This window comes from Paraniabella ginsengisoli, assembly GCF_022513635.1.
GTDB lineage: Bacteria > Bacteroidota > Bacteroidia > Chitinophagales > Chitinophagaceae > Niabella > Niabella ginsengisoli.
Genome location: NZ_JAKWBL010000001.1, coordinates 1,520,735 through 1,546,933, shown reverse-complemented (window position 1 = coordinate 1,546,933; position 26,199 = coordinate 1,520,735). Strand labels below are relative to the sequence as shown.

30 protein-coding genes, 1 tRNA gene and 1 pseudogene are annotated in these 26,199 nt (G+C 38.6%); 22 read left to right on the top strand and 10 right to left on the bottom strand.

Going from position 1 to position 26,199, the window contains the following annotated elements; translation table 11 throughout:
* Positions 1-13 precede the first annotated feature (13 nt).
* From MKP09_RS28640 to MKP09_RS08425, 16 genes and pseudogenes are all read left to right on the top strand, one after another.
* Entirely contained in the window at positions 14-307 is a 294-nt protein-coding gene (locus tag MKP09_RS28640) for a DUF3875 domain-containing protein (RefSeq protein WP_240827291.1), read from the top strand.
* The gene (locus MKP09_RS08500) at positions 214-2,457 is read left to right on the top strand and encodes a TraG family conjugative transposon ATPase (RefSeq protein ID WP_240829435.1); all 2,244 of its coding nucleotides are present in this window, start codon (positions 214-216) and stop codon (positions 2,455-2,457) included. The genes MKP09_RS28640 and MKP09_RS08500 overlap by 94 nt, the downstream gene beginning before the upstream one ends.
* A gap of 71 nt (positions 2,458-2,528) precedes the next feature.
* On the top strand, positions 2,529-2,891 hold the full coding sequence (locus tag MKP09_RS08495) for a hypothetical protein (protein ID WP_240827290.1): 363 nt from the start codon (positions 2,529-2,531) through the stop codon (positions 2,889-2,891).
* A 32-nt stretch (positions 2,892-2,923) separates the two neighbouring features.
* A complete protein-coding gene (locus MKP09_RS08490) occupies positions 2,924-3,604 on the top strand; it encodes a conjugal transfer protein TraI (RefSeq protein WP_240827289.1) in 681 nt (226 codons plus the stop codon).
* Between the two features lie 327 nt (positions 3,605-3,931).
* A complete protein-coding gene (locus MKP09_RS08485) occupies positions 3,932-4,576 on the top strand; it encodes a hypothetical protein (protein ID WP_240827288.1) in 645 nt (214 codons plus the stop codon).
* A gap of 23 nt (positions 4,577-4,599) precedes the next feature.
* Positions 4,600-4,764 (top strand): hypothetical protein, encoded by a 165-nt coding sequence (locus MKP09_RS08480; RefSeq protein WP_240827287.1) that lies wholly within the window; start codon positions 4,600-4,602, stop codon positions 4,762-4,764.
* A 56-nt stretch (positions 4,765-4,820) separates the two neighbouring features.
* A complete protein-coding gene (locus tag MKP09_RS08475; RefSeq protein ID WP_240827286.1) occupies positions 4,821-5,228 on the top strand; it encodes a hypothetical protein in 408 nt (135 codons plus the stop codon).
* Positions 5,229-5,233: 5 nt separating this feature from the next.
* Positions 5,234-6,435 (top strand): annotated as a pseudogene (gene traJ, locus MKP09_RS08470) (conjugative transposon protein TraJ).
* The gene (gene traK / locus MKP09_RS08460) at positions 6,432-7,049 is read left to right on the top strand and encodes a conjugative transposon protein TraK (protein WP_240827283.1); all 618 of its coding nucleotides are present in this window, start codon (positions 6,432-6,434) and stop codon (positions 7,047-7,049) included. The pseudogene traJ and the gene traK overlap by 4 nt, the downstream one beginning before the upstream one ends.
* 36 nt (positions 7,050-7,085) lie before the next feature.
* Positions 7,086-7,595 (top strand): hypothetical protein, encoded by a 510-nt coding sequence (locus MKP09_RS08455; RefSeq protein ID WP_240827282.1) that lies wholly within the window; start codon positions 7,086-7,088, stop codon positions 7,593-7,595.
* Between the two features lie 65 nt (positions 7,596-7,660).
* A complete protein-coding gene (gene traM / locus MKP09_RS08450) occupies positions 7,661-8,857 on the top strand; it encodes a conjugative transposon protein TraM (protein WP_240827281.1) in 1,197 nt (398 codons plus the stop codon).
* Between the two features lie 179 nt (positions 8,858-9,036).
* Positions 9,037-9,843, top strand: a complete 807-nt coding sequence (traN, locus tag MKP09_RS08445) for a conjugative transposon protein TraN (protein WP_240827280.1) — start codon at positions 9,037-9,039, stop codon at positions 9,841-9,843.
* An 88-nt stretch (positions 9,844-9,931) separates the two neighbouring features.
* Entirely contained in the window at positions 9,932-10,618 is a 687-nt protein-coding gene (locus MKP09_RS08440) for a hypothetical protein (RefSeq protein WP_240827279.1), read from the top strand.
* A gap of 124 nt (positions 10,619-10,742) precedes the next feature.
* Positions 10,743-11,063, top strand: coding sequence for a hypothetical protein (locus tag MKP09_RS08435; protein ID WP_240827278.1), 321 nt, complete (start codon positions 10,743-10,745; stop codon positions 11,061-11,063).
* A gap of 43 nt (positions 11,064-11,106) precedes the next feature.
* Complete coding sequence (locus MKP09_RS08430) at positions 11,107-11,388, top strand: hypothetical protein (RefSeq protein WP_240827277.1); 282 nt, start codon at positions 11,107-11,109, stop codon at positions 11,386-11,388.
* Between the two features lie 163 nt (positions 11,389-11,551).
* On the top strand, positions 11,552-11,731 hold the full coding sequence (locus tag MKP09_RS08425) for a helix-turn-helix domain-containing protein (RefSeq protein ID WP_240827276.1): 180 nt from the start codon (positions 11,552-11,554) through the stop codon (positions 11,729-11,731).
* A 365-nt stretch (positions 11,732-12,096) separates the two neighbouring features.
* On the opposite strand, the gene MKP09_RS27990 is transcribed toward MKP09_RS08425, so the two are convergent.
* The 10 genes from MKP09_RS27990 to ribD all read right to left on the bottom strand — a co-directional run bounded on the left by MKP09_RS27990 (position 12,097) and on the right by ribD (position 20,917).
* A complete protein-coding gene (locus tag MKP09_RS27990; RefSeq protein ID WP_394801011.1) occupies positions 12,097-12,285 on the bottom strand; it encodes a tyrosine-type recombinase/integrase in 189 nt (62 codons plus the stop codon).
* A gap of 35 nt (positions 12,286-12,320) precedes the next feature.
* Positions 12,321-13,319 carry a site-specific integrase gene (locus MKP09_RS08420; RefSeq protein ID WP_240827275.1) on the bottom strand — a complete coding sequence of 333 codons (999 nt, stop codon included), beginning with the start codon at positions 13,317-13,319 and terminating at the stop codon, positions 12,321-12,323.
* 251 nt (positions 13,320-13,570) lie between these two features.
* Positions 13,571-13,659 (bottom strand) — tRNA-Ser (locus MKP09_RS08415).
* 93 nt (positions 13,660-13,752) lie between these two features.
* Positions 13,753-14,793: a chromosomal replication initiator protein DnaA gene (gene dnaA / locus MKP09_RS08410; RefSeq protein ID WP_240827274.1), complete on the bottom strand. Its 1,041-nt coding sequence runs from the start codon at positions 14,791-14,793 to the stop codon at positions 13,753-13,755.
* Positions 14,772-15,149 carry a DnaA N-terminal domain-containing protein gene (locus MKP09_RS08405; RefSeq protein ID WP_240827273.1) on the bottom strand — a complete coding sequence of 126 codons (378 nt, stop codon included), beginning with the start codon at positions 15,147-15,149 and terminating at the stop codon, positions 14,772-14,774. Before MKP09_RS08405 ends, dnaA begins: the two co-directional genes overlap by 22 nt.
* A 451-nt stretch (positions 15,150-15,600) precedes the next feature.
* Complete coding sequence (locus MKP09_RS08400) at positions 15,601-16,212, bottom strand: DsbA family protein (RefSeq protein ID WP_240827272.1); 612 nt, start codon at positions 16,210-16,212, stop codon at positions 15,601-15,603.
* A gap of 253 nt (positions 16,213-16,465) precedes the next feature.
* On the bottom strand, positions 16,466-17,200 hold the full coding sequence (locus MKP09_RS28635; protein ID WP_317235201.1) for an AAA family ATPase: 735 nt from the start codon (positions 17,198-17,200) through the stop codon (positions 16,466-16,468).
* Between the two features lie 38 nt (positions 17,201-17,238).
* The gene (locus MKP09_RS08395; protein ID WP_317235200.1) at positions 17,239-19,074 is read right to left on the bottom strand and encodes an ATP-dependent Clp protease ATP-binding subunit; all 1,836 of its coding nucleotides are present in this window, start codon (positions 19,072-19,074) and stop codon (positions 17,239-17,241) included.
* 177 nt (positions 19,075-19,251) lie between these two features.
* Positions 19,252-19,863: an IMPACT family protein gene (locus MKP09_RS08390; protein WP_240827271.1), complete on the bottom strand. Its 612-nt coding sequence runs from the start codon at positions 19,861-19,863 to the stop codon at positions 19,252-19,254.
* On the bottom strand, positions 19,841-20,917 hold the full coding sequence (gene ribD / locus MKP09_RS08385; RefSeq protein WP_240827270.1) for a bifunctional diaminohydroxyphosphoribosylaminopyrimidine deaminase/5-amino-6-(5-phosphoribosylamino)uracil reductase RibD: 1,077 nt from the start codon (positions 20,915-20,917) through the stop codon (positions 19,841-19,843). The genes MKP09_RS08390 and ribD overlap by 23 nt, the downstream gene beginning before the upstream one ends.
* Positions 20,918-21,077: 160 nt before the next feature.
* Between ribD and MKP09_RS08380 the strand changes: the two genes are divergently transcribed.
* The 6 genes from MKP09_RS08380 to MKP09_RS08355 all read left to right on the top strand — a co-directional run bounded on the left by MKP09_RS08380 (position 21,078) and on the right by MKP09_RS08355 (position 26,187).
* A complete protein-coding gene (locus tag MKP09_RS08380; protein ID WP_240827269.1) occupies positions 21,078-21,524 on the top strand; it encodes a class I SAM-dependent methyltransferase in 447 nt (148 codons plus the stop codon).
* Positions 21,437-21,940 carry a N5-glutamine methyltransferase family protein gene (locus tag MKP09_RS08375; protein ID WP_240829433.1) on the top strand — a complete coding sequence of 168 codons (504 nt, stop codon included), beginning with the start codon at positions 21,437-21,439 and terminating at the stop codon, positions 21,938-21,940. Before MKP09_RS08380 ends, MKP09_RS08375 begins: the two co-directional genes overlap by 88 nt.
* A gap of 177 nt (positions 21,941-22,117) precedes the next feature.
* Positions 22,118-23,299, top strand: coding sequence for a hypothetical protein (locus MKP09_RS08370; protein ID WP_240827268.1), 1,182 nt, complete (start codon positions 22,118-22,120; stop codon positions 23,297-23,299).
* Positions 23,274-23,687: a hypothetical protein gene (locus MKP09_RS08365; protein WP_240827267.1), complete on the top strand. Its 414-nt coding sequence runs from the start codon at positions 23,274-23,276 to the stop codon at positions 23,685-23,687. The genes MKP09_RS08370 and MKP09_RS08365 overlap by 26 nt, the downstream gene beginning before the upstream one ends.
* Positions 23,688-23,867: 180 nt before the next feature.
* Positions 23,868-25,217: a hypothetical protein gene (locus MKP09_RS08360; protein WP_240827266.1), complete on the top strand. Its 1,350-nt coding sequence runs from the start codon at positions 23,868-23,870 to the stop codon at positions 25,215-25,217.
* A 238-nt stretch (positions 25,218-25,455) separates the two neighbouring features.
* Entirely contained in the window at positions 25,456-26,187 is a 732-nt protein-coding gene (locus MKP09_RS08355; RefSeq protein ID WP_240827265.1) for a class I SAM-dependent methyltransferase, read from the top strand.
* The last annotated feature ends 12 nt before the right edge of the window (positions 26,188-26,199 follow it).

Sequence of the window (26,199 nt, the reverse complement as noted above, 5' to 3'; positions counted from 1 at the left end):
TATGGAAAGACTAATGGCGGATCTACTACCGATAATGGATGTAGCGCATAATATGATTTTAAGTAAGCGAGGTGATATCTCTATCGTATTCAAAGTAGCGCTACCAGAGATCTTTACCCTCTCTGATGCTAATTATGAAACAATGCATCAGAGCTTTATTAAGGCCATCAAAATATTGCCTAAAGGAACTATTTTTCACAAACAGGATTTTTTATCAGCGCTACCTATCAACCGGGTTTTTCCCAAAGGGATAAAAATTTTCTTTCCCGAAGCAGTGATCTATATTTTAATGAGCGGCCTTATTTAAAACATGACTGCTATATCACTTTAACCCGGATACCTGAGGACAGAAAGCCTGCAAGTTCCGTTTTATCCACTCTAATACAACCGACCATTGCACCCAGGCAAACGATGGATCCGCTAATTCAATCGGCTTTTGAGGATAGTGCCGGTCAGTTTGCAAGAATACTAAAAGATGCAGGCATCACACTAGATCGACTGAAAGAAAAAGATATTTATAGTCAAAAAAATAAGGTGGGACTGATAGAGCAGTATTGCGCTTTATCCGAAGATCCGGCTCAGCGCATCATTTATGATCTGGAATTAAAGGACAGGTTTAAAGTAGGTAATAAATATTGCCAACTCTTTACGCTGGCTGATGTAACAGACCTGCCATCGTTTTGTGGCTCCAGGATCAACTATGATAAGTACGGTACCGACAGGACTAAGTTTTCCATTGGTTTTGTTGCTTCTTTGGGACTATTGCTTCCCTGTAATCATATCTATAACCAGTATCTCGTTATTGGTGATGGAGGTCAGACGATGAAAAAACTGGAAAGTAAAAGGTTGCGTTTACAATCACTTGCAGCCTATTCACGAGAAAATGCTATTGCCCGCGATGCTGTTGCCGACTTTTTAAATGAATGCGTAAGCGAACAACGCCTACCTGTAAAAGCCCACTTCAATGTGCTGGTTTGGTCAGAACACCGGGACGAACTTAAAGAATTAAAAAACCTGGTCACCTCAGCTATGGCGCAGATGGAAGCTACCACAAAATTAGAAACAGCAGGAGCAGCTCAAATTTGGTGGGCGGGCATACCTGGCAATGCCGCTGATCTGCCTCTCAATGAAACCTTTGACATGTTTGCGGAACAAGCCTGTTGTTTTTTGAACCTGGAAACCAATTACCAGGATTCGATTAGTCCATTTGGCCTGCGTTTAGGTGACCGCCTAACAGGTAAACCAGTGCATGTCGATATATCAGACGAGCCGGTTCAAAAAGGCATCTGTACCAACCGTAACAAATTTATCCTGGGTCCCTCCGGTAGTGGAAAAAGCTTTTTTACCAACCATATGCTCCGCAGTTATTATGAGCAGGGAACCCATATCGTGCTTGTGGATGTAGGTCATAGCTATAGAGGTTTGTGTGACCTGGTTAACGGATACTATTTTACCTACTCCGAGACTGATCCCATCCGCTTTAATCCCTTCTATATCGGCGAAGGAAACCTACCAGATACCGAAAAGAAAGAAAGCATCAAAACCTTACTACTCGCACTTTGGAAAAAAGATGATGAAAGTTTTAGAAGGAGTGAGTATGTCGCTTTATCGAATGCCCTGCAAGGATACTTTGACAAACTGGAAAAAAATTCCGACATTTTTCCAGGCTTCAATAGCTTCTATGAATACCTGCAGATGGATTTTGTAGAAGTGCTTCAAAAAGACAAGGTTAAAGAAAAAGATTTTGATATAGATAATTTTCTGTTTGTGCTTAGACCCTTTTATAAAGGTGGCGAATTTGATTATTTGTTAAACGCCCGGGAGCATCTGGATTTATTACAACAGCGCTTTATTGTTTTTGAGCTGGACAATATTAAAGATCATGCCGTGTTATTTCCAGTAGTGACACTGATCATCATGGAAGTTTTTATATCAAAGATGCGCAAGCTAAAAGGTGTACGTAAGGTAATCCTGATAGAGGAAGCATGGAAGGCACTGATGAGAGATGGCTTTGCTGAATATATTAAATACCTTTTTAAAACGGTACGTAAATTTTTTGGAGAGGCTATTGTTGTAACGCAGGATATTGAAGATATCATCTCCTCTCCCATTGTCAGGCAGGCGATCATTAATAACAGCGATTGTAAGATACTGCTCGATCAAAGTAAATACCAGAACAAGTTTGACCAGATACAGGAATTATTGGGATTGACAGAGAAAGAAAAAGCGCTGGTATTATCAGTTAATAAAGCTAATGATCCATTGCACAAATATAAAGAAGTATTTATCAGCCTGGGCGGCACGCTCTCGAAGGTTTATCGAACAGAAGTAAGTCGGGAAGAATACCTGGCCTACACGACAGAAGAGACCGAGAAGGTCAAGGTTCAGAGTTATGCCGCAAAACATGGAGATATGCAGGCAGGTATTAAACACCTGGCAGCCGAAATAAAAAAATGAAGACTTTCTTATGCTAAAATCCAAGAGCTATCGGATCCATGTGAACAATATAAACTATAAAAAATATACACATGAAAAATGTATACTGGGCTTTACTAATCATTGGAATCATTTCCTGCGGAGCCGGACAAGAGCGAGCGGCAGGCACTTTTACAAGAAGTATTGACCATGAGTTTGCTACCGGCACTGACACGCTGATTATCAAACCTGTTAATGAAAAGGTATATAAAATTGAAAAACGGTCTACTTATCACCGGATTCTAAATGGCCAGCTTAAACCTCCCGAAAGTCATAAACAAACGTGGACAGGCATCATGGATGAAAAAGCTCAGTTAATAAAGGTAGAAAATAATGGTAAGATCCTGCTGTTCTCAGACGATCAACAAAGAGTAATGCTGGGAGCGTTGGAATATGAATTAGCAGCGGATAAATAACCGGTAGGCAATAATCAAAAACTATTGATAGCATGAAAATAGTGAAAAAGATATGGATGATCGCAGCCCTAAGTGGTGTATTGATATTTGCACCGACGAAGCAAAGCCACGCGATCGTGTGGGCAGTTGTAAAAGCGGCTTTGGTAAAAGTCATCAAAGCGATGGATCTGGCGGTTCAACGATTACAGAACAAAACCATCTGGCTACAGAATGCACAACAGACGCTTGAAAATACGCTATCAAAAGTAAAACTCGATGAAATATCTGATTGGACAAGCAAACATAAGCAGCAATATCAAAAGTATTACGAAGAACTCAGTAAAATAAAAAACGCTGTTGCCAACTACAAAAGAGTGCGTGATATCATGACTAAACAGCTACGAATTGTTCAGGAATACAAAAGGGCGTTCGAGTTGTTTAAGCAAGATAAAAATTTCTCCGCTGAAGAGATTGCTTATATGACCCGGGTCTACACAGGCATGATTAGAGAAAGCCTCAGAAGTTTAGATCAATTGTTACAGGTTGTCCGTATCAGTGGCTTGACGATGACAGATGGTAAGCGGCTGCAATTGATTGCTAAAGCGGCTGACGGCATAGATACGGTATTAGCTGACTTAAGATTATTTAACCGACAGAATATTAAGTTAAGTCTGCAAAGGGCAAGAGACATACAGGAGGTCAAGGTTTTAAAAGAAATGTATGGGGTGCAGTAAATCAACGACAAAGCGTTTAACCTTTTTTCTTCCTGCCATAATTTTTGGCTTCAGTAATTAATGAATTAATATCCTCAGAAGACAGGCTGTTTTTAGCAACATTATCATCTATCTCCCTGGCAAGGACGCCTACCTTTTTTTATTGAGTTGCAACCACAAAACCTTTTGTTCGGCCGCACTCATCCGGCTGATATTGTCAACCAGCAGCGCGAATATCGATGGCGCCTGAGCGCTCGAAACTCGATATGATTTAGCGATACTCATTTAACTGATATTTCTCTCAAAGATAATTCAAGCATTTCAGGTATAAAAGTAAAGGATAAAGAAATGAAACGATATATACTTATAATTATTTTTTATTCTATGTTCTCATCCCTGTCAGCACATAGTCAGGGCATCAAAGAATGGTTTAGCCAAAAGCAAACACAGCGGCAGTACCTAATGCAACAAATAGTTGCACTTAAAATGTACGGAAGCTATTTGCAAAAGGGATACACAATAGTAAAAGATGGATTGAACACCATCGGTAGTTTAAAAAATGGCCATGTAAGCCTGGACAAAATATTCTTTAACCGATTACAGCATGTTAGTCTTAATGTTAAAAGCAACAGCAGGGCTTCTGAAATCATTCTGCTTCAATCGTACATTGATTTATTTATTGATGCGGCAATAAAGATGATTCAAAAAAGCCCTTACTTCTCCAGTAACGAACTACGTTACATTAAGAATGTGTTGAATGACGTTAGAAAAGATTGCGATCAGTTAACTCATGAATTAAACCGGGTGTTAGACAACGGTAACTACGAGATGAGTGACGATGAGCGAATCAGGAGGATCCTGCTGGTCTACAAGGAAGTAAAAGAAAGACATGAATTTATACAAACCCTGTCCATGCAACTTGCTAAAATGGAACTGCAAAAGCGGTTGGCGCAAAAAGATATTCATGTGATGAACCGAATTTATCCTGATTGATAATCCAACAATTAATAAAGGTTATGAAAAAGTGGTGTGTGATTTTGTGGGTAATGAGTGCGGGGCTGTTGACCAGCTACAAAGCAATAGCCCAGGCGGATGAACTGGCACAATTGGCATTGAACATTGAAAAGCTTAGCCAATTCAAAAGTATCTTATCGGATATGAAAAAGGTTACACCCTTTTAACGGGTGGCTATAATACTGTTAAAAATATCGCTGAAGGTAATTTTAAACTGCACCAGGTGTTTTTAGACGACCTGATGGAAGTAAGCCCTGCGGTGAAAAAATATAAGCGTATCGGAGATATTATCAACTACCAGCTTCGTATCGTCAGCGAGTATAAATCAGCATTCAACCGGTTTAAAAACAGTGAACAATTATCTGTAAAGGAACTGGAATATTTATCAAAAGTTTATAGCGGACTAACCAGCTCAGCCCTGGCCAACCTGGATGATTTGCTGGCTGTAATTACATCTGGAAATTTACGCATGTCTGATGAAGAGCGCTTAAAGGCTATTGATGATATCTATGAAGACATGTCAGATAAATTGCATTTCCTGCGCCGGTTCAATCAGCAGGCAGCACTCTTAAGTATACAGCGAAGCCGGCAAGCAGGTGAAATCAAAGTATTAAAAGAATTTTATAAATAAGAGCTATGACAAGGGATTGGAAACCTGCGATACTAATCGCAGTAGTGACAGTGATGACGCCCATGGTTAGCCATGCACAGGTTGTAAGCGGCTGGGCGGAAGATTTGGAAAGTTTTCATGTAGTGCTCGAGCGGCTATATACAGAAATGCTGCCACTTTGCAGTGAACTGATCGGTGTTGGCCGCGGTATTGCCGGATTTGCTGCACTTTGGTATATCGCTGCCCGCGTTTGGGGACATATTGCGCGTGCAGAGTCTATAGATTTTTATCCGCTATTCAGACCCTTTGTTATTGGCTTTGCGGTTGCTATTTTTCCTTCAGTTATTGCATTGATCAACGGCGTAATGCAGCCCACCGTAACTGGTACTAAAAATATGGTAGCCAGCTCCGATGCTGCTATTGAAGTCTTATTGAAACAAAAAGAAGAAGCTTTAAAAAACTCCGACCTCTATCAAATTTATGTAGGCCCTTCTGGTGAAGGCGACCGGGACAAATGGTATAAATACACACACCCCAATCAGGATCCTACAGACGAAGGATGGATGGATGCTATTGGCAATAATATTCGCTTTGCCATGTCTAAAGCCAGTTACAATTTCCGAAACGGGATCAAAGAAGTCATATCAGAAGTTTTGCAACTGCTCTTTGCTGCTGCATCGCTGGCTATTAATACCATGCGCACATTCAACTTACTTATTATGGCTATTCTCGGGCCATTGGCTTTTGGATTATCGGTCTTTGATGGCTTTGGTCATACGCTCAAACACTGGCTGGCACGATATGTAAATGTATTTCTATGGCTACCTATTGCCAACCTCTTTGGAGCGGTGATTGGCAAGATACAGCAGCAGATGCTCAAAATTGATATTGACCAGGTTGTTCAGCAGGGAGATACTTTTTTAGCCGCACGGATATGGGTTATATGATCTTTCTAATCATCGGCATTTTTGGATATTTCTCGGTACCCTCAATCGCCAATCATATTCTTTGGGTGGGTGGCGGAGATTCTCTTACGGGCCGTGCAACCGGTGCTGCGATGGCGGCGGGTGGCGTTGCCGGTGCTGTTACTGGCACAGCGGCTTCTACAATGGCAATAGGTGCTTCAAACCTGGCCAAAGCGCCATACAATATTTACGAAGGATATAAATCCGGTGATAATACGAAGGAAAGTACCGGATACATGCAGGATAAAATAAAAGGTAAATGATGTTTGAGAAAATGAAAAATATTGATACCGCATTCAGACAGGTACGGCTGTTCACCATGCTGATCGTAATGGGGGCTATTATAATAAGTGTGTTTGTAATCTATCGCACTACAAAAGTACTGGCAGTTAATAACGGTAAAGTATATGTACTGGTCAATGGCAAGCTGGTTGAAGCGATTGCCCAGAAAAGAAATATACCTGTGGAGCTTCGCGATCATATCCGGACTTTTCACACGCTTTTCTTTACCCTTTCACCAGACGAAAAGGCCATCCGTCAACAAATTACAAAAGCGCTCTACCTGGCAGATGGTTCGGCACAAAGGATTTATCAGAACATGAAAGAAGCGGGGTTTTATAACAATCTGATATCAGGTAATATTTCTCAGACGATTGAAATTGAACATATCGAAGTAGACACCGATAAAAAACCTTACAGATTCAGGTGTACCGGCAAACAGTATATCACCAGGCCGACCTCCACTCTAATCAGGGAAATTATAACAGCTGGAACAATTCGGACAGGACTTGTGCAAAGCGATAACAATACACATGGATTTTTAATAGAACGCTGGGAGATCGTGGACAATAAGGATATAAAGGTAAGTGAGCGTTGACTTGAGTGAAGGTGAATGATGAATGATGAATGATGAATGATGAATGATGAAGATAAAATTATTTTCAGAATGAAGATGCGAATTAAAGATAAAAGATCAGTGTTTGTGCTGGCTTTTGAAAAAGTGAATGCGTGGATGGAAAAACATCAGCGAAGGTTAGCGGCTCACCTGAATCAAAAATGCGCAGCCCTTTCTACTAAACAATTAACGATGGGGCTAATCCTATTCTGTCTTGTGTTTGGCGCTACTGTAGTTTTTACTATCTGGCATTCACTAAAAGGTTTTTCCGAAAGCTCAAAGATAGGCTCCATTAGCATATCTAAACATATAAGTAAAAAGGATAGCAGTCGATCACCCAAGTGGAAGGCGCTACAGTTTGGGTATCTACAAAGAATCCAATTACAGATAGACAGCTTGCAACAAACCAGGGAAGGGCAACGAGTATGGGATAGCATCAAAATTTTTCGTCCCGGCTTGCTGGATAGCTTACGCCAGTTAGAAAAAATGTATCAATTAAATACAACTGAATCGAAAAAGGCTAACTAAAAAATATAAAAGCGTATCTCCGGTATAGCTATCGGATTATTATTAAAAAACTATAAAAAATACGAATGAAAAGTGAAGCAATGATACCTGTAAAAAAATTGACTTTAAGAAAATTTTTATTGGTGGCTCCTATATTGGTTTTACCATTTATCATCCTGCTATTATGGGCGTTTGCTTTTGTTGGTGGCGCTTACGGCGGCAATCAGGCATCTTTAACCAAGCATGGCATGAATCTAAACCTGCCATCAGCAACTCCTCCATCGGACAGCAACTGGAATAAACTTAAGTATTATGAGTTGGCTGAGAAAGAGGCTCAGAAACGTGAGCAACAGTTAAGGAATGATCCCTTCATTAAAAATACAGACAGTAACGAGCAGGAGTTTATAAGCATGGAAAACGTATCGGAAGCAGCTCTTGCTGAAAAAATATTTGGCAAACCTGATGTTGAAACTTATACTGATGATGCAAAAAGAGATCCTAATGAAATAAAAGTGTATAAGCGACTATCAAAGTTGCGGCAGGAACTTTCAAAAGAACCAGAGCCTCAGACTACAACGGACCCCACTCCCACTCCCTCCTACACTCCTGAAATCAGTCAGCTCGAATCCGCAATGCAGCAAATGCAATCCAGTGGACAAGATCCTGAGCTCACGCAACTGGATCAGATGCTCGATAAAATTATTGCTATACAAAATCCAGATAAAGTGAAACAGCAGTTACGCCAGGCTTCAGAAAAAAACAAAGGACAGGTATTTGCTGTCATGGCAGGTAATGACAAACTGGAAGCATCAACATTAGGTCTATCTACCATCTCCAATGATGAAAAGGATAACAATGGCTTTTTTTCGATTGATAATGCTGATAGTTCAACAAGTGGCATCACTGCTATAAATGCTGTGGTACATCAAACGCAAACTCTTGTAAACGGCGCAACCGTGAAGCTACGACTGACCGATGACATTTTTATTAATGGCGTTTTAATACCCAAAGCAACTTTTGTGTATGGTGTGGCCAACTTAAATGGCGAACGGTTGAAAATCACCATTAATGGCTTCCGATATAAATCGCGTCTTCTGCCCGTTCAGTTAACAGTGTACGATTTGGATGGTCTCGAAGGAATACGCGTGCCGGGAGCTATATCCCGCGAAGTAATGCAACAAGGTACTGACCGGGGATTACAAGGGTTAGGCTTCAGTACTGTTAGCCCCTCTGTTGGTATGCAAGCAGCGAGCCTTGGAGTGGAAGCTGCTAAAAGTTTTTAAGCAAGAAAGTAAAGCTGGTACGCGTGACCGTTAAAGCTGGTTACCGCGTGCTTCTCTGGGATGAGAAACATAAAGAGTGAATGGTGAAATGTCAATAGTGAATGTGAATGACGATTGTTGGTGTGTAAACAAGTTTTTGTAAATCTTAAAAATTAGAAAATGAAAAGACAAAGTGTAGTATGGATCGTGGTGTTCATTTTTATTGCGCATGTATCCGCCTGGGCACAGGAAAAAGAAGTGCCGCGCTGAAACCCTACCTGTTAGGTATCAGCGATACTAAAACCACAAATATTATCTTTCCTTATGCCATCAAAAGTGTAGACAGGGGGGCGGCGGATGTCTTAGTACAAAAGGCCTCTGGTGTTGAAAATGTTTTGCAGATTAAAGCCGCTATCCCTGACCTTAACGAGACCAATTTAACCGTTATTACAGCTGACGGAAGATTTTACTCTTATCTATTACATTACGAATACGACCCCGCAATCCTTAACGTAAAAATGGAAGGTGCGCCTGATAATAAATGGGGCATTTTTAATTCCGAGGCGACAACCGATAAAATAAGCAGCAACGCTTCAAGGGTATTTAATAAACAACCCTTTATCAGATCCTGTAAAGTTAAATCCTACAAAATAGGGTTATCACTCAAAGGCGTTTATGCAGCAGGCGGGATCATCTACTTTCAACTGGAATTGAAAAATAACTCTTGGATAGATTATCCTATCCGGCAACTTCGATTATATATTAAAGATGCTAAAACCGCTAAACGAACCGCTTCCCAGGAAATCGAAATAAAACCCGCCTATATCTTGGGCAATCAAAAATGCATCTATAGCAGGTCAGCGCAAAAACTGGTCATTGCTGTACCTGGCTTCACGATACCGGACAAAAAGAAATTTCTAATAGAAATACAAGAAGCGAACGGAGGCAGACATTTGCAGCTTCCTATTACCAACAAGAAGCTTACAAAGGCCTGGCTGGTGTTCTGATTTTCTTCTTCATATCAATAAGTAACTCCGCGTCGCATTGCGACATGGAGGGTACGGCTGCAATTTATTTATCTATCAAAATTAAACAATGAAAAATCGTGTGTATTGGATCGTGCTGTTGGGACTTTTTTCAATTAGCTTTTCAAATTGTACCAAGAACAACAATAGTAAACCTATTGCGATTGTTGCAGATATCTTACCCGGTAATGTTCTTAATCCTTATGATAGTTTTGGTGTCTGGCATAACCTGATTTTAGATTCTTTAGAGAAACAACCATCTTCCAGGAGCCTGTATGGTTTTGATAACTCCTACGGATTTATTCGTCAATTCTACCGAATGAAAAACTGGCCGGTGCTTTCCGCTGATCACTTTAACGAGATTCCGCAGATTGTAAATGACGCCGCTATCAATATGCATGAGTTTATCGATCACTGCCGATGGAGTGATTCTGTGAAATCCAATTTGCTCAGGTTAATCGGAATCATGCATAAGCCACCTGTTGACACCTCTAACTATCCTGTCCTGAAGCAAACCGTCAGTCGCTTTGAAAAAGATGTGTTGCAAAGCGATCTGTCAGTAGGTGATAAAGAAGTCATTTTGAAAGTAGCTTCTATCGCCAGACATTCAGCATACCGATGGATGCAGCGTCCTGGAGCAAATGAATTTTTCCATGCCGCTCAACTCGAAGGAGTACATCATACAAATGGAGTTGATCATACACAGATTATCTCCAGAGGCAACGCCGTATATGCTACTAAGATGTTTAAAAAATAGGTAAATGGTTCGTTGTTACGATGTGTGATATGGGTGGAGCAATCGCGGACTTAAGTGTGGCGTCAGGCGCGGCTGCCAGCGATTATATGTCACAACTATTTAAAATGCATTAAAACCTGGTGAAATGGGAGCTGAAATATTCAACGGCATTGATAAGGCCGAGATAGAAACGTTTAAAGACAGATTAGCTTTTGAACGAGCGCGTGATCACAGGTTCGCCGCTATTCAGATTAAAGGAGATACACTCGCTGACAAGGATATTACTTTTCATAAGACCGCCTTTGAAGCCTGCAAGTATATCCTGATGGCACCTACTGATAAAGGACTCTATATTTTTCGATCTATAAGTTTACTTGAAGATGATGTAAAAAAGATATTGGAAGGCAAGATTGCCGTAAATGAAATTGAGACAAAAAGATCGAAGGGATTGGATCTGGAAAGATAATATGATTAATAGGATGGTTCAGAAAAAAATGTGAAGTATGTATTTGAAGCAGTTGATAGGATTTTTGATTCGTGCGAGTGGTGATCATAGAATTGGGCCCCACCACGTAGTGATATACACTGCCCTGTTTCAGCAATGGTGCATGAATAATGCACAGAACCCGATTCAGGTAACGCAGACCCGGATACGGGAAGTTGCAAAAGTGGGGAGAACAACTTATCATAAATGTATGCGGGAGCTGGAAGACTACGGGTATATTAAATATATCCGGTCACACAGCCCCGTGTTGGGGAGTTTGGTGTATTTAGTGGAGATGGGTGGATAAATTTATGATCGCCCGATAAAGGATTTGTGAATAGCAAACTTTGAGTTATGGAAATAATCGTGTTAAATAAAATTGAATTAGAGGAGTTTAAGAACGAACTAGTTAAAGAAATAACTGATGCATTAATGGTGTGTAAAAACTTTCACAGAAATGAAAAAAATGGTTGAAAGCAGCCGAAGTCAGAAATATGTTAGAAATATCAGATAGCAAACTTCAACGGCTTAGGGTTAAGGGTATACTATCATCCTCCAAAATTGGCGGAGTTCATTATTATGAATTAGCCCGGATACATTCCTTATTGCAGAAAAAAGTGTTGAATGCTCCTATTTCCAAAAATGCTTAGCGGCCCCTGGAAGGTTTTGAGGTTCTCATGCGTGATCCGAGAAGTCGGTGTTATCATTTAGTCATTTATCTCGCACTTTGTGATCTATGGTCAATCCATGGCAAAGGAAATACAGTCCAGATCTCCAGAGGGGCTATTATGTATCTTGCAAGAATAAAAGCATTTGATACTTATCACAAGTATATGCAACAGCTACAGGATATGGACTATATCATTTATATACCATCCTACCATCCCGGAATGAAAACTTTGGTATACTTTAAAGAATGTGAATCAGATACGCAGCATAACTAAAGAAACAAGAGAGTTAGTAAAAGGTGCAGCTCTTGGTGATTGCACCCTTTTGCTAACTTCTCCAGTACTGCTCAGATTTCTTGCAATCGTGCGCTGAGATTATCCATATCCTTACTTAGTTGTTCCGGTAAAACTCTTGAATAATGCAGGGTTTGGTCCAGTTTTTTATGACCCAGCATGTTCTTTACGCTCATTATGGGAACCCCATTTGATAAAGTAACGGCTGTTCCAAATGTATGACGGGCTACATGTGTGGTCAATTCTTTGTCAATTTTGCATATTGTGGCGATCTCCTTTAAGTAGGAATTATATTTTGTATTGATATTACCGGTAGTAGCATATCCTTCTTAATGCAAATTTCATCATTCTCGTATTTTTTCAAAAGCTCGACACAGATCGGCAGTAAAGGAATCTGGGATAGTACCCCAGCCTTTTGCCGCCTCTTGGTAATCCAGTACTTACCATCAAATCCGGAAACTATTTCTGAACGCCTTAATAAACTAACGTCAATGAAAGCCAAACCTGTGAAACAGCAAAAAATAAAAACATCCCGGACTCTGTTTAACCGTTCGTTGGGTATTGGTTTTTTAAGGATCATATCTATCTCAGCCATTGTTAAAAATGTCGGAATTACTTCATCGCGGCTCATATCGAATTTGGCAAAGGGATCCACTTTTAACCATCCCCGATCCAAACAATCGTTGACTATTTTTTTCATATTTGCGATATTCTTCAGAGAACTGTTACGACAACATTTCTTTTTGACCCGAAGCCAGTTATAAAAATCTTTTGCAAAATCCATATCCAGGGAAAGAATATTCAGATCGTCAGTCTTATACCGATATTTTATGAATTCTTTCGTGTGATTCAGGGAAGTCCGAAAATTCACCCAGGTGCCTCTGGCCACCTCTTTTCCGATGAGTTCTTTCATGTCGTCATTGTGCTTTTGGAAAAGCATTAATAATTTACGGATGTGTTCCTCCGTGCCTTTCATTACGTCAAGTATCGCTTTGGCGGTAATGATCCTGCCTCTTTCAAGTAACTGCCGCTTCGCCGTATAGGCCATATTTTGGAGTGTGTTCAGGTATGTATTCAACTCCACGGCGTCTTCTTTTGTTCCTGTAGCACGTCCTGTTTTAATGTTCCATCTTAGAGGATCCCATTTCCGGCCGCAAGAAAGTTCATTAGCTAAACCATCTACAGTAATTTTTAAATAGACCATTTTAGGGTTACCTTTTTGATGCCTAACGGGCTTTCTAAGAAAGAAAAATAACCCCATGCTTTTTTCCAACATAAATCGTTCATTTTTTTCGGTGATAAATGTCCGGAAATGCTATTTACAAGTCAAGATGTCGAAACGCTGAACCCCTTTCTGGGACTGGGTTTGCTCGAAACCATTGAATACTTTTTGGCATTTTTATGTATTCAATGATTTATTCAACATTAATTGGGGCTATTTGAGGTTTTTTGACAGGGTCTAAAAATCAAAAAAGCCCGTAAACGCTGAATTTGCGGGCTCTTAGAGCTAATTGATTTAACTTTTAGCGGTGAGGGCGGGATTCGAACCCGCGGTACAGTTTAACCCGTACGGCAGTTTAGCAAACTACTGATTTCAGCCACTCATCCACCTCACCAAAAGGGATGCAAATATATAAGAAAAGTTTGAAGTTGATGCTATTCTTTAATAGTTTTTTTCTCCAATTTCTTATAAGAAATCGTACCGCATTTTACATGGCAGCCAACTGCACTTTTTGATGTAGTTCTAATACATTTTCTCTGAACAAGGAATCCGTATCCATAAGATCTTTTACTGTCTGACATGAATGTATTACAGTAGTATGATCGCGACCACCAAAGTGCTCGCCAATGGTTTTTAAACTATTTTTTGTAAATGCTTTTGCCAGATACATTGTAATTTGACGGGCCTGTACAATTTCCCTTTTCCTCGTTTTTTGAAGAAGTTTATCGTAAGCAACATCAAAATAATCACATACCATTTTTTGGATGGTATCGATTGTGATCTCTTTACTCGAAGATTTAATGAAATTGCGTAGCACCTTTTTAGCCAACTCAAGATCAATGTCTCTTCTGTTAAGAGAAGATTGCGCCAGTAAAGAAATCAAAGCGCCTTCAAGTTCTCTTACATTACTATTGATATTATAAGCAATATATTTTACCACTTCCTTGGGCATATCTAACCCATCGGCCTTCATCTTTCTTTCCAGGATTTCTATGCGGGTTTCGTAATCAGGAATTTGCAGATCTGCACTAAGTCCCCATCTGAAACGGCTTAAAAGTCTTTCCTGAACTCCGTCCAGGTCTTTTGGAGATTTATCTGAAGTTAAGACAAGTTGTTTTCCTGACTGATGCAAGTGATTAAAAATGGCAAAAAATGCATCCTGCGATTTTTCTGCTTTACTAAAGAACTGAACATCGTCAACAATCAGTACATCTATTAATTGGTAAAAATGTATAAAATCATTTATGGCGCCGTTGCGGCTATGATCCATAAACTGATTGATGAACTTTTCTGAACTTACATATAAAACGATCTTGTTAGGATTAAGCCGCTTAACCTCATTTCCTATGGCTTGTACCAAATGGGTTTTCCCCAAACCAACACCGCCATAAACTACTAATGGATTAAAAGAGTTAGCACCAGGTTTATCAGCTACTGTTTTCCCAGCTCTTCTTGCCACTCTGTTACAATCTCCTTCAATATATGCATCAAATGTATAATTTACATTCAGCTGCGGATCAATCTGCATTTTTTAATGCCGGGTATGACAAAAGGGTTTTTTACAGAATTATTGATCACGAGCGGAAAATCCATTTCGTTATTAGAATAGGTTTTGTATCCAGTACCCGGAACATCCATTGTTAGTGGTTTGTTTTTACTATTTCCACTATCAACCATTATTCTATATTCCAACCGGGCGTCTTTGCCTAACTCACGCTTTAGCGTTTTTGCCAGTAAATTTACATAATGCTCTTCAAGATACTCAAAAAAGAATTGACTGGGTACTTGTATTACAAGCACATTACTTTTTAAAGAAATTGCCTTAATTGGTTCGAACCATGTTTTGTAATGTTGCCACTCTACAATATCCTTTATGATTTTCAAACAATTTGACCAAACTTTATCGGCGTTTTTCTCCATTGAAACAGTGAATTTATTGGGTGCTACAATCTTAAAAAATCAACAAAAACATCCATAATTTTCCCGAAGCATATACGACAAAAAAATTTAGACGGACGGCGAATATCCACATTTATTCAACATAAAAAAAATAATAAGAAACATTTTTTTGATTAATACAGAATTTAACCTTGGCACGAATAGAGCTTTCGAAATTATTCAATACTTATACTAAAAAATTACAAAAAAGAATGGTTCAAAAGAATGAGGTACATATGGAAATCAACCCATACATAATGCTTATCCGAAGAGGATAAAACCAACGAAACCCTTTACAATAAAGGGTTTCGTTGAAAGTAATACATTTATATTCACTTGTATATAGTATTATAACGTCATTTACAATACCAAAAATGATTGAGACTAAATAATTAATTTATTTTTTCGTTTTTGCTTTTGCTACTGCTGCCTTTTTAGGAGCAGCTTTGGCTTTTGATGTAGCAGGCTTTTTACTATTTTTTAACGCAGCATCTATTGCTGAGCTTAGTAAAGCATAGGTTGGCTTACCCTTCACTAGTTCATTATTTACAAAGAAAGTAGGTACTTCTTTAACACCTCTGTCAAGGCCTTCTTTCAAGTCATCCTGAACCTGCCAGCCGTAGGTACCATTTACTAACTCATCCAGAAAATTTTTATTCTTAACACCTGCTTCTTTAGAGTGCAATTTTAAACTGGTAGTGCCTAAATTTCTACGATTTTGAAACAGCTCATTATGCATTTCCCAAAACTTATCTTCCTGTGCAGCTGCTATTGCAGCTTCAGCAGCTTTTAAACTACGTTGGTGTATTCTTGTTTGTGGAAAATGGCGAAAATTAAATTTGACCTTTCCATCATAATCTGTCAAAATTTGTTTTACAATTTCATTTGCCTTTGCACAATCTTCACTTTCGTATTCTCCAAACTCCATCAAAATGACGGTTGCTTCTTTGCTACCAACGAAAATATCCTTTGGTTCTATTATTATTTCGTCATCCTTTTTAACACTCATAATGTTTAAAATTTATTTAGGCAAGATGTTTTCCCCCTCCCATTCAGTCTTCTCAAAAAACTGCCCAAATATAAGGAGTGGGTGAGGATAATTATATTTTTACGTCTACAAATTTTTTACGGTCGGCAAAAGATACTCCTACCGAAAGAAAAACATGGCAAGAAAACTCACCAATAATAAGGTAAAATATTAACAATAAAGATTCTAAATATTAGAAATTCATGCGCCTCATAATTGAACGCATGAATTTATATCACATTTTTTCTTGTGTTTCATTTCTAAAGACTACCGTATTATCAAAAACATCAATTAAAACAGGAGTATTTCTATCAATGTCACCTGCTAATATTCTTTTACTTAACCTGTTTACTATTTCCTTTTGAATAAGCCTTTTAAGCGGGCGGGCACCGAATTGCGGATCAAAACCCTGCTCTGCCAAAAACTCAAGCGCATAATCACTAAACTCTAATTGTAAACCGCTGTTGTGCAACACTTGTTTTTTAAGATCGTTTAGTTGTATTTTAATAATACTGATGATATCGCCTTTCAATAAAGGGTGAAACATGATTATCTCGTCTACACGGTTTAGAAATTCTGGCCTTACCGTTTCTCTTAAAAGTGTCATCACTTCAACCCTGGCTTTGTCTGTTGCTTCATCTACGGTTTCCTCTGTCACATCTTCAAACGCCTCTTGTATTAAATGGCTACCAATATTACTTGTCATGATAATAATGGTATTTTTAAAATTCACCACACGCCCCTTATTATCTGTCAACCTTCCGTCATCTAACACTTGCAATAACACATTCCATACATCAGGATGTGCTTTTTCAATCTCATCCAACAAAACCACACTGTAAGGTTTACGGCGCACCGCTTCTGTAAGCTGGCCTCCTTCATCATAACCTACGTAGCCGGGAGGCGCACCAACTAATCGGCTAACAGTATGTTTTTCCTGATACTCACTCATATCTATGCGTGTCATCATGCTTTCATCATCAAACAGATATTCGGCAAGCGCTTTTGCTAGTTCAGTTTTCCAACACCTGTAGTTCCGAGAAATATGAAAGAGCCTATGGGTTTTCTGGGGTCGCTTAAACCAGCACGGCTTCTGCGAATAGCATCCGCAACAGCAGATATAGCTTCATCCTGCCCCACTACTCTTTCATGTAGATGGTCTTCAAGCTGCAATAATTTTTCTTTATCGTTTTGAAGCATTTTACTAACCGGTATCCCTGTAGATTTGGCTACGCTTTCAGCAATATCTTCTGCATCCACTTCTTCCTTCAACAATCTTTTCTCGCTGTCTGTCTGCAACTCTTTGGTAAGTTTTACGATACGCTCTTCTTCTTCTTTTATTTTGCCATAACGTATTTCAGCCACTTTGCCGTAATCGCCGTTACGCTCCGCCTGCTCAGCTTCAACCTTTAATGTTTCAATGCCAGCTTTTGCGCTTTGTATCTGTTCTACTAATTCTTTTTCTTCCGACCATTTAGCCTTCAATGTATCGCGCTCCACCGAAAGGTTGGCTATTTCAGTATTCAATTGCTTCAACTTTTCGTCATCATTTTCGCGCTTGATGGCTTCTCTTTCTATCTCAAGCTGGCGAATTTGGCGATCAAGCTTATCCAATTCCTCTGGCATTGAATTCATTTCAAGACGTAACTTGGCTGCGCTTTCATCAATCAGATCAATGGCTTTATCAGGCAAAAAGCGATCAGTAATATAGCGACTCGAAAGCTCAACTGCTGCAATAATCGCATCATCTTTGATCCGCACATGATGGTGCGTTTCATACTTATCCTTCAAACCTCTCAAAATAGAAATAGCATCTTCAACCGAAGGCTCATCCACCATTACTTTTTGAAAACGGCGTTCTAAAGCTTTATCTTTTTCAAAGAATTTTTGATACTCATTTAAAGTTGTAGCACCCACTGCGCGCAATTCGCCACGCGCAAGGGCTGGCTTTAAGATATTTGCCGCATCCATCGCACCTTCACCACCTCCGGCGCCAACCAAAGTATGTATTTCATCAATAAATAAAATGATCTCTCCGTCGCTGCCACTTACCTCTTTTACCACGCCTTTCAATCGCTCTTCAAATTCTCCTTTATACTTAGCGCCGGCTATAAGTAAACCCATATCCAACGCATATATTACTTTAGATTTTAGATTTTCTGGTACATCACCATTTACTATACGATGCGCAATACCTTCTGCAATAGCTGTTTTACCAACACCAGGCTCACCTACCAAAATAGGGTTATTCTTTGTTCTGCGCGTTAAAATATGAAGCGTTCTTCGTATCTCTTCATCACGGCCAATTACAGGATCCAATTTGCCCTGGCGTGCTAATTCATTCAAATTTTTTGCATACTTATTCAGCGCGTTAAATTCTTGAGATTGCGTTTGAGATGAAACAGTTGAACCCTGTCTTAATTCCTTGATCGCAGTAATAAGACCTTTTGCAGTTAAGCCAGCATCTTTTAATAACTTACCCGCTCCATCATTTCCTTCCACAATTGCAAGAAGCAAATGCTCGGGTGTTATAAACTCATCATTAAATTGCTTTAAGGCTGCACCTGCTCTTAATATAACATTGTTAGCGTCCCGACTTATTTGCTGCGCAGGCTCACCCGAAGACTTAGGCAATTTAGCCAGCAATTCATTCAACTTGGTTTCGACTAAGTTAATGGTAACATTATTCTTTTTCAACAGATAATCTATTGGAGAATCCTCCTTTTCGAGCAAGGACTTCAGAATATGTTCAGTCTCAATATTTGGATTTTGTGCGTTAAAGGCAATTTGCTGTGCCTGCTGAAATGCCTCTGCAGCTTTTATAGTAAAGTTTCCTAAATTCATAATTATCGATTCATTTTTTTGAAAAAATATGTTTGCGTATTTCAAACACAATTCTTATTTATCAAATCAAAATCCAAGCCGGTATTTAATGCAAAGATGTCAGACCCAGCACTTTAAATATGACTAAAATGCAGACCCAGACTGGTTTTCATGAAATTATTGCAGAAATAAAAGAAGCTATTTTTTAATCGCTTTAATAGAAATATCTCTTGCGTCGCCGAGTTTCATAAGTGTTTCATCAAGCCGGTATTGGGGAATGCCAATATCCATAGCACAAAAGAGTTGAATATCCTGTTTCAATATCTCGCAATCAAATTGCTTTACGGCTATCATAATATCATTCATCTGCGTATAATCAAATTGTAGTTGATATGGAATCAATACAGGCTTTCTTATCAAAGGCATTACTTGTAGAACCATTGCAGCGGCAGACTTATATGCGTTGATCAAACCCGGAACACCTAATAAAGTGCCGCCAAAATACCTGACAACAACAATTAATATATCTGTAGCGCCTCTGCTATCGATCTGTCCTAATATCGGTCGGCCTGCAGATCCCGAAGGCTCACCATCATCGCTTACGCGAAATTGATTGTTATCTAATCCTAATCTGTAAGCAAAGCAATAATGGCTTGCTTTAGGATATTGCTTTTTGACTTCCGCTATCCTTTGCTTGCAGTCCGCAATTGTTTTTACAGGAACAGCAATAGCAACAAACCGGCTGCCTTTATCCTTAAATTCTGCAGTACCTGTTGAGTTAATAGTATTAAAATAATCCGGTAGCTGCATTTACAAACTGATTGTTTTTATTTTTGAAATGTATGAGTTGATCGCCAATTAAAGCCTGCTCGTTTAGTTTGATATGATTTGCCAGAGCAGGTGAAGGCAAACCATTATAAGCAAAAAGATTTTTATTAGTGATAACAAAAGCCTCATCCCATATTTCCGCATCAATAAAAGATTGTAATAGACGCTGTCCGCCTTCTACAAAAACGCTTTGAATTTCCATTGAAAACAACTGATGCATTGCATCTTGTATCATATCAGCTTTATTGATCTTTAAATAGATGATATTTTTTGAAACAGCATCTTTTTGGGTATTTAGTATGATTACAACATCATTACCATTAAATAAACGCAGCGTTGCAGACACTTTCAAATGAGGATCAAAAATTATCTTTTTAGGTGACGGACTAAACCAATATCTGTTGTCAAGTAAGGGATCATCTTTACTAGCTGTGTTAGCGCCAACCATAATGGCAGCAGATTCGCTACGCCATTTGTGCACAACGCGTGCTGAATATTCATTGCTGATCATTAAGCGATTGCTGCCTGTACCTGCAATTAACCCGTCGGCTGTCTCCGCCCATTTTAGAATAACATAAGGTCGTTTACTTTGATGAAATGTAAAGAATGCCTTGTTTAATTGCACCGCATCAGCTTCCATAACACCAACCGTTACTTTAACACCTGCCTTACGCAATTTTTCAATTCCCTTTCCATCTACTTTTTCAAAGCTATCTCTGCAACCAATTATAACTTCCGGAATTTTGTGTTGTATAATCAAATCAGCACAAGGAGGTGTCTTTCCGTAATGAGCGCAAGGCTCCAGCGATACGTATAAGGTTGAGAAAGCAATCTTTTCAGGATGATTTTGAAGTGCATCATTAATACAATTCACTTCAGCATGCGCACCACCATATTGTTGATGATAACCTTCTCCAATGATCATATCTGCATGTACCAGTACTGCGCCAACCATCGGATTGGGAGCTACATTTCCTACCGCTAGTTTTGCCAACTGCAGACAACGCTGCATATAACGCTCATGAACCTGATACATTTTTGCAAATTTAAATGAATCGCAGTTTAAAATACATTAATGAATTCAAAGCCTGAGAAGCAACGACTGATATTCAGACCTATTGGTTATTAATGCATCATTTGTTTAATTTTGATTGATTCGGAATTTCTTCTGGAAAGAAATAGATCCAAATTATATTATGTCGTTACAGAAAATACAGGAAGATTTTATAAATGGCTTAAATGACGTATATGAAGCCAGTGAAGCTGCAAATATATTTGAGCTGGTTATCGAAAACCTTACAGGTATCAATTTAAAGCTGGATAGGTCAGTAAAATTCTCGCCTGATGGCTGCCTTTACCAGATGTTGAATGATATTAAAAAACGCCTTCAAAATAATGAACCCATTCAATACATTTTAAATGAAGCCTGGTTTTATGATATTCCATTCTATGTTGACAAAAATGTGTTGATACCCAGACCGGAAACGGAAGAGTTAGTGGATTGGATTATAAAAGAACAATCAAATCAACAACAATTGACCATTCTGGATGTTGGTTGCGGGAGCGGCTGTATACCTATTATCTTAAAAGAAAACTTCCCTTTGCTGATATTATTTCTTGTGACATCAGCAAAGCTGCCTTAAATATTGCACAAAAGAATGCACGTAAACACAAAACTGAGATAACTTTTCTCAATCTGGACTTTTTAGATAAAAGTACTTGGTCACAAATCCCAGAGGTTGATATCATTGTCAGCAATCCACCTTACATTCCACAGCAGGATAAAGTAAGTATGCATCATAATGTATTACAGTACGAGCCGCATGAAGCCTTATTTGTAGCCGATAATGAGCCCTTAATTTTCTATTCAGCCATCGCCAACTGCGCAAAGACAATATTGAAACCTGAAGGAAAATTATACGTTGAGGTTTATGAGGGATTGGGAAATGATACAAAACAATTATTTGAAGATTGTGGTTATACCTCCATTTTAAAGATGGATATGCAAGGCAAAAATCGAATGCTAAAAGCCTGTCCAGTTGAATATATTAGCAAGTAAGAGAACATTAAATAATTATTGCATAAATGATAATAAAACGTTATTTATGATGATTTAGTCATTTTCGCTTTTACAAGTGCCCAAATCTACATTCCCAAATAATATCTTTGTTAAAGTATTATATTACTTATATCCCAAAACAAGCCGCCCCAAACCATGGCACTTAAAAAGAACTCTATGCCCTTTTTAATAGCATTGTGCTTTGTGTTGTCTTTTTGCAACACCAAAAATGATTCTGATATTCAGAACGATCCTCCAAATAATAATCCTATAAATCCTCCTGGACCTATTGTAGATCCTACCAATCTAATAACAATGGATCAATTTATAGGCGCTAATGCTTTCATTGATGACCCTATTGATAAACTGAAAGCGGTTGGCTTTATAAGAGAATATCATAACTGGAATTGGGATGAAGGTGACGGCGCTCCTACCTATCCCGGCTTTCCGAATAATCAAATTCAGTTCGCGCCAAGTTATCCTGGTTGGAGCTTTGATGAATTTTACACCAATCTTAGTAAAGAAGGAGTGAATGTTTCTCCCTGTATTCAAGGGGGCGTAAATTGGCTACAAGGAAGTACTAATTTTCCTGCGCAAAATAAACCAATAGATGCACCTGGTTTAAGCACTACCGCTCCCACATCTTATCATACTAAGGCTTTTCATATGTATCAGTTTGCGGCCAGATACGGGTCGGTGAAAATAGATGAAAAACTGCTAGCCTTGGCATCGAATCAAGAAAAGCGATCAGGTCTCGGCTTAATTAAATATATGGAAGACTGGAACGAGCAGGATAAAACATGGGAGGGAAAAGATGCTTATTTTAGTCCGGAAGAATACGCCGCAATGGCCAGCGCTGATTATGATGGCCATGTTGGCACTATGAACAAGTATGGCAAAAAGTACGGAATTAAAAATGCAGACTCTTCAATGAAGCTGGTAATGGGCGGGTTAGCCAGTTTCGATATCAATTATATCAAAAAAATGAAGTTATGGTTTGAAGCCAATAGAAGTGATAAAAAATTTGCTGCAGACGCTTTAAATTTTCATGTATATGCTTTTAAAGATGGCGTGAGTTGGCAAGGCGGCGGGCCGGCTGTTAGTCCTGAGGCAGCAGGATTTAAAAGGATGCTTACAGAAATTGTTAAATACAGGAACGAAAACCTTCCCGGAACCGAAGTATGGGTTTCTGAGTTTGGTTGGGACACTAATCCGGAGTCTGTTCTTAGCCCACCAAAGATTGAATCTATGGATGTTTATGAAATACAAGCTATCTGGTTGGTTAGAGCCTATTTAGAATTTGCTGCGGCGGGTAGACCGTGCTCAAATGTATATGTCAAGAGATGTAGATCCCAATGACAAAACCTGGTTTTCAACTTGTGGGTTGATGGGGCCAAAAGGAGATTTTACTCCCAAAAAATCCTGGTATTACATTTATACTTTAAAAAATGTTCTAAAAAATATGCGGTATGCAGGAGAACAAAAAAGTTCTAATTCGGACGTGTCAATATATAAATTCAAAGATATTTCCTCATCAAAAACGGTTTATGCTGTCTGGGCAAGAACCAGTAAAAATTTAAAAGTCAACTCTTTACCAATACAATTATCATCTACTATAAAAGAAGCTCGTGTTGTCAATCTTGAAAACTCAAGCATAAACGGTGAAGAAAAGGAAGTCCCCATAAATAACGGTTTAGTCAAACTTGATGTAACCGAAAGGCCCATATTTTTAGTTGTTAACGAATAAATAATTTACCTACTTTAACATAATAATACAAACCACTGTCATATTATAAAATTGTATGGCATATTATTTGTTGCTTCCTAAAGTTTTGAATTTTAGTTTATAAATCATACTAATATTTGATTTCAAGTACTTTAACCCTCGTATTATTATTATTTTTTAAATTATTCAAACAGCCCTCGTATGCGCAAAGTGTTAGCCCCCTCTTTGTTTTGTATTTTCATAACAATTATTACGTTAAGTTTTACATCATCCTGTACAAAAGGTAGTTTACCCCTCGTTCCAGATCCGGATAATCCAGGTAGCGGATCTGATACAACTATTGTTAAGGATACCACCATAAAAGATACGATTAAACCACCACCATCTAGTGGCCGGATTTTACAATTGGGATCAGGATCCGGAAACCTAACTATCGATGGTAACAACCTCACTATAAATGGAACGAAAGTTACTTTTAAAAATGGTGATTTAGTTAAAATAAAAGGAGGCTCGTATAATAGCATTACGATCAGAAATGTATCAGTGCCTACGAATGGAGCAAGGGTAACGTTTATTAACGATGGACTCGTGGCTTTTACCGGCGGCAAAATTTTATCACTTTCTAATTTAAATAATGTAACCATTTCTGGAGCTGGTCAATCTTCTAGCGGCAGAGGATTTGCATTCACCAATAGTACTTATCGTGCTATTATGCTATCCGGATCCATCAACAATTTTACTTTACAGAATATGCTGTTTAAGAATGTGAGTGATTACGTTATCAGTTACGTCGATTTAAACTCGAAGGTTTATACTGGCGAGGCCAATTCTTTTGTTTCCAATCTTGCTTTTTTAAATATAGATGCCGATAACGTTGGCCCTTTAATTTATCTTGGTGGTGATGTGTCATCCAATAGTTTTATTGGCCTAATAAGAAAATTGGAAATTGCAAATCTTACCTGCATAAATTCACCTAGCCCAGGGTCTGTTGTTTCGGTTGGAAATGTTGAAGATTTTGATATACATGACAACTATGTCAATAATGTGAATAGTAATAACACAAACCATAACGGCATTTTTTTCGTTAGAGGTAATGGCAAATTCTACCACAATAAGGTAACTAACCACCAGGGAAATGCCATACGTTCATGGCCTTACAGTATTACTAAAAGTGGTCGTGTCGAAATTCATGATAACGTTGTATATAACAGCTCTCAATACAGCGCATTTGAGTTAGGAGCGCAACCATACATTCGCGCAAGTTCGGTGTACAAGCCGGCAAACGCTGCTGTATATAATAATACAGTTGGCCGAATGAATACAGGAAAATCCCGATTCCCGGGAAGGGTTCTGGATACATATACAACCGACGGGGTTATTGACTTTTACAATAACCTTGGTTTTGAACTTGACGGCGGTCTCTTGATCAACGCTCAAGGGGAAACAAAGGCCAAGGTTGGTGCAAATAACATCTATAAAAATTCATACTTAGAAGCTGTTGGAGATCTCATAAACTTTGTAAGCAAAATAGCCGGTGCAGGAGCAAAATAAACAGTTTGGCTTCTTTTACTCTACAAGTAATAGTAAATGTTATTACGGAAATAGCAGGTAAAGTTCGCAAAAGATTATTCCGGTCATTCCACTATTAAAAAATATTACCGTAAATCAGTAAAGAGTTATTTTGCCTGTCAAAATAACTCTTTAAAGTTAATCGATGTTGTAATTTATAATTGGTTTTGATGTATTTTCACCGTTAAATTGTCCTTATTACCAAAAACAGCCAAAGCAAATGAAAGTACGCAATCCCAAAAGCCGATTTGATCTAAGAATCCCCTCCCACTATAAAGTTTTAGATGTTGGCGGAGGACATAACCCACATCCCAGGGCTAACGTTGTCGTTGATAAATACACTAATACAAACTATCACCGAAGCGGTGACATTAAAGTTTTAAAAAAGCAGGAATTCATAAATGCAGATGGAGAAAATCTTCCGTTTTCTGATAATGAGTTTGACTATGTTATTTGTTGCCAGGTTTTGGAACACGTAGAAAATCCGCATCAGTTTTTAGCTGAGCTGTTCAGAGTTGGTAAAAAGGGGTATATAGAAACACCTTCTTTGATCGGTGAATATTTATTCCCAAGAGAATCACACAAGTGGATTTTACACGAAATAAATAATACACTGCATCTTTTAGACAAAGAGACGCTTGGTTTTACGTTCGGTTATAATATGACTGAACTTATCCAGGATTATTTACCCACTCATAGTATTGGATTTAAAATATTAGAAAGAACTCATCCAAATTTGATTACCGTAAGAATAGAATGGGAAAATGATTTCGAATATGAAGTAGAATCACAGGATCCGGAAGTTAGAAAATTTTTTAAAGGTTCCTGGCAATCAGATTGGCAAAATGACTTCTTTCCTAAAAGGACAATGTTTCAAGAACTGAAAGAAGCAACTATTGCATTTAAAGATATTACTAAGAGTGTGATCAGGTCAAGAATTGTAAAAAAATAGACAGACTTCTTA